Source organism: Klebsiella sp. WP8-S18-ESBL-06 (genome assembly GCF_014169755.1).
In the GTDB taxonomy this organism is placed as follows: Bacteria; Pseudomonadota; Gammaproteobacteria; order Enterobacterales; family Enterobacteriaceae; genus Kluyvera; species Kluyvera ascorbata_B.
The window spans coordinates 1-4246 of the sequence record NZ_AP022260.1 but is presented as its reverse complement, the minus strand read 5'-3'; the positions used below and the strand labels follow the sequence as shown (position 1 = coordinate 4246).

Here is a 4246-nt window from a genome sequence, read left to right as displayed (position 1 = left end):
ACCTCGGAAGAGGGGACGCTGTGTGTACTGGCTTGAAGTAAAGTGCAGTATGTCAGATTCTGTGCTGGCTGCAAAAAAAAAGCCCTCTGCTGAAGAGGGCTGTTATCTGATATAGGTTGTTTAGTCTCATCTTGGAAAAAGGGCAGCTAAGTATCATCTTTCAGCTTAACGCCGAGAGACCTCAGCTCACTCTCGATTTGTAGCTTCCTTGCCTGATACTCAGCATCATCCTTTAGATCCACTAAATCAGAGAACTTCACTGTTTTTTCTGACACAGTCATCGCTCGGCTTCCATTATTAGATTTATATTTAACTGACTTAACAATAGAATTAACCAAAGCTATAACTATAAATAAAACAAAGAACGAAAGGCTTATTGGAATGATAATGCTTAGAAGAAAATTACCCACAAAATAGCAAAGAACCAAACCGACTAAAGCAGCGGCAGCTAATACAACAGCCCCCAGAATTTCTCTCGAACTCATAAAAACCCCCATTAATTACTTTTCTTATCTCGAAGCCTAAAAAATGTAGCTCTACTGATCCCTAGCTTTAACCATGGTTCACCAAGAGATTTTCTACCTCCGCCTTTACTTTTGCGGCCTCTTCTCGATTGAATTTCTGGTGAGTGAGTAATTTTTACATAGTCCTCAAATGACTCTCTCGTAAATTTCCCATAAGTCCACTTAGCAATGCTTTTTGCAATCCCGTGCACCTCATTTTCATCCAGAGGTGCGGCGAATTGCAGGTTATAGGCACTGGCTCGTTCATAACAGGCTTGCAGCCACTGCTCATATTCAGGCCAGCCCTGACGAATGGCGCGGTACGCCCATTTTCGGGTTTTTTCGAACAGGGTGCAGTTACGGCCTAGCCCGTAGTCAGTGACGATTTCTTTGTCATTCGCTGCGTTTAAGTCGAGAAAGTCGGCCAGCCAGTCCAGCGTGTAGAGTTCCGGCTGCCACACGGCAATTTTCCAGTGGCCGTGGTTCGGATTTTTGCAGATTAGTCCCGAATACCCCGCGTCAGCCTCTAATTTTTTACGCAGCGCGTTCTCCACGGCGGCGGCGTAGCGCAGCGGCTTCATTTTTCCGTCAGGAGCGGTGCGTACCGGGGTTTCCAGCGCGTACAGCAGGTGCGCGTGTCCGTTTTCCGGGTTGGTGATGGTCAGCGTGGGCGCAGGCGCGTTCCGGTCGCTCCAGTCGATGGCCGCACCGGTGCGATCGACGTCGAATCCCAGCCAGAACATGGCGTGCGGCTGGTTGAACTGGATGTATTTCGCCAGAATGGCGCGTTCTTTCCCTGCAATGCGTACACCAAAGTGTAAATCATCCGAGAAGTACGGCTTGTGCGGTAAGCGGTCGTTGAAAAGTTCGAGTACTGCGTTATTCAATGTGCCCTGCGCTTATGGCGGGCTGTTGTCTGGCACGGTTCATGTGCTAATATCCTTTCAAGGTTTCGACCTGGCCCTGGTTATCATGTCCGCTCGCCAAAGTAGAGCATGATTTCCGGGGCTTTGTTTTTTCTGTTGCCGTTAAATTACACGCGAACGGCCTCGCCTGTCGAATCCTTCTGTCACAACGGCTTAGTGCGCCGCCAGCTCCTGGAAGAATTTCGGGTTAGCCTGGATGGTTGCCAGTACCTTCGCCGCCAGTCCGGTCGGGTTACGGCGTCCGGTTTCCCAGCTCTTGATGGTGTCGAGGCTGGTTCCCAGCACTTTCGCCATCTCGCTCTGAGATACGTTCAGCTGTGCCCTGATGGCTTTCACGTCTGCCAGCTCGTAACGGGTGACGCGGGCAGGCTCTCTGACGCCGTTTTTGATTTCAACGGCTTCTTCCAGCGATGCTTTCAGCTCGTCAAAAAAACTCATGTCACACCTCGTCTTTCAGTTGTTGGGTCAGCGTCTTCAGCGCGGCTTTTTCCGCGTCCGTCAGGCTGTCTTTGGTGCTTTTCGGGTAGGCCATCACCAGATAGATCACCTCGGCGGTGGCCAGAAAGTAAATCACCCTCACGCTGCCGCTTTTTCCCTGGTTGCCCGTCGCCATCCTGATTTTGCGCAGCCCGCCGGTTTTCTGAATGAGATCGCCTTTGTCCGGCGACTCAATCAGCGTCTTTTGCAGCTCCCTGAGTTCTTCATCCGTGGCGATCTGTTTTATCTGACGGGTAAACATCGGGGTCTCGATAAACTCAATCGCGTGACTCACGGCTGTCTCCTGTTTTTAACGGAGTACATAGTACACTTAATTCTGATTTCGGAAAAGCGGTCACATCGAGGGGCCATAGTAGCGGGTCGTTTTTTTCTGCGGCTCCGGCTCTGGCTGCTGCTCACGCAGCTTCTCGGCGTAGGCGCGGTCGTGCTGCCTGATCAACGCATCAAGCGGCTGACGTTCCTGCTCAAGCTCTCGACCTGCGCGCGCAAGCTCTCTACCTGACTGCTCAAGTGCTGACACACCCGGTCGCTGTGCGTCAGCGCCTGTGAGGTAGCCTCGAACATGTGCTGCAAGCTGCTGTAGCTGTCCTGCCACGCCTGCTGCTGTTGCTCGTAGCTTGTCTGTAAGCTCTCTAAGGCGCTCAGAAGCTGTTTTTCCATCTCGGTCATGGTTTTGGTCATCCTCGGTGTTAAAAACGCGCTGTGTCGTTTCAGGGCGCTCTGACGGGGTTATTTCGCCGTGTATTTCACTACGGTGTTGTCGGTCGTCGATGTATAGGTTTCCACGCCGTGCGCCTGCTTCGGCAGCACCACCATGTAGGTGTTCCGGTGCTTGTCGTCGCTGTAGATCGCCACGCCCGCGCCGCTTTTCGCTTTCAGGTTCGCCAGCTGCTGGCTGTAGCTGTCCATCTCGCTCAGGCGCGAGGTGATGATCGTGCCCTGAAACCAGATTATCCCGCTCAGGATGCCGATCAGCAGGGCGAAGCAGATGAATATCCACACCATCGCCGTTGAGACAGAGGCTCTGAGCATGCCCGTCAGTCTGCCGTTCTGCTCGCGGATAGCGTTGCTGATGCTCTGCGAGCTTGATTGCAGTTCCGCGCTGATAGACGTCTCCAGCCTCGCGAACTCGCGCTTCACGCTCTGCTCGGTATCCTGCGCTTGCTGCTTCGATTTCTCCTCGAAGCCCTTCGCCAAATTTAAAATCTCGCTCATAAATCATTCCTTTCAGCCGGATATTTCGGCCGCCGTCCGGATCGGCAATGCTGATGCTGCTTTTCGTTTCCCGTGCTACGGTCAGGCCGTAGCTTTCCAGCTGCGTCACCACGTCCTGCCGGCTGCGGATCACGCCCTGCTGCATCAGGTTCATCAGGCCGGCGGTAATTTTCTCTGCCGCCTGCTGTTTGTCGCGGGGAAGATCACTGGCCTGCGTCAGCGGGCGACGGTAAGTCGGGTCGTTCGGATCGCGCAGCCCCAGCCGGTCGTTGGTCAGAGTCTGCCAGGCATTGACGCGGGGACGGTCGGCGCGGTCAAAGTAGGGTTGCAGTCGTTTGCCGCTCTGCAATTCGATGTTCGGGATGACAAAATTCAGCTCAAGCCGCCCCTTGTCGCGGTGCTCTACCCACAGGCAGGCGTACTGGTCGCGGTCAAGGCCAGTCAGCAGCGTGTGCTCCCATTCATCCATCAGGCGTGATTTCTCAGCGTCTGCAATGTCCGGCTCCTGAAATGACAGCACACCGGAGGTGTAAGCGCGGGCAAAATCGCAGCCGTCGATCAGCTCGCGTACGTGCTCAGGATTGCCACGCAGAACGCTGGCCTGTTCGCGCTGCCGGTCTTTTCCCAGCAGGTAATCCACCGGCCCGCTGCCCGAACCCGCACCCCGCGAATGAATTTTAACGATCACGGTTCTGCTCCAGCAGGTCGCCAAGCTGACGGTCGAGGCTAGTCAGTACGATGAGCAGCGAGGCACGTTCAGAAGGCGTCAGGGAATCAGTCTGGTTCAGGCGGCGGGCAATCTGGTTCAGGTTGTTACCGATCCCGCTGACCTGTCGCAGCAGTTCGGGCGCCACATCAGGCACACGGCGCTTGCGTGAAGTGTGTTCACCCAGACCAAGCTGACGCAGCCACTCCGCAAGGTGAGTCCGGTCGCAGCGATCAAGCAATCGCTGATGCTCGGTTTCGGTGAGCCGGATTTTGATCTCTTTCGTTCGCTTTTCCATAGGCTCCGCTAAGAAAAAATTCGCACCACCGTGAGAATTTTTCGCAGTGGATGCCAGGGGTTTCGGGGGGCGGCGAGCCCCCTGAACCAGTCACAGTGGC

At 54.5% G+C, this 4246-nt stretch carries 6 protein-coding genes; all 6 read right to left on the bottom strand.

What is annotated here, in order from left to right; translation table 11 throughout:
- Positions 1-146: 146 nt before the first annotated feature.
- Complete coding sequence (locus tag H7R76_RS24800; protein WP_182968142.1) at positions 147-485, bottom strand: hypothetical protein; 339 nt, start codon at positions 483-485, stop codon at positions 147-149.
- Between the two features lie 11 nt (positions 486-496).
- A complete protein-coding gene (locus H7R76_RS24795) occupies positions 497-1390 on the bottom strand; it encodes a replication initiation protein (RefSeq protein WP_182968140.1) in 894 nt (297 codons plus the stop codon).
- A 192-nt stretch (positions 1391-1582) separates the two neighbouring features.
- Complete coding sequence (gene nadS / locus H7R76_RS24790; protein WP_001697687.1) at positions 1583-1867, bottom strand: NadS family protein; 285 nt, start codon at positions 1865-1867, stop codon at positions 1583-1585.
- A gap of 1 nt (position 1868) precedes the next feature.
- Entirely contained in the window at positions 1869-2201 is a 333-nt protein-coding gene (locus H7R76_RS24785) for a type II toxin-antitoxin system RelE/ParE family toxin (protein WP_000017531.1), read from the bottom strand.
- 60 nt (positions 2202-2261) lie between these two features.
- Positions 2262-3830 carry a relaxase family protein gene (locus H7R76_RS25350; RefSeq protein WP_502711079.1) on the bottom strand — a complete coding sequence of 523 codons (1569 nt, stop codon included), beginning with the start codon at positions 3828-3830 and terminating at the stop codon, positions 2262-2264.
- Positions 3820-4146 carry a MobC family plasmid mobilization relaxosome protein gene (locus H7R76_RS24765; protein WP_003030983.1) on the bottom strand — a complete coding sequence of 109 codons (327 nt, stop codon included), beginning with the start codon at positions 4144-4146 and terminating at the stop codon, positions 3820-3822. The genes H7R76_RS25350 and H7R76_RS24765 overlap by 11 nt, the downstream gene beginning before the upstream one ends.
- Between the last annotated feature and the right edge of the window lie 100 nt (positions 4147-4246).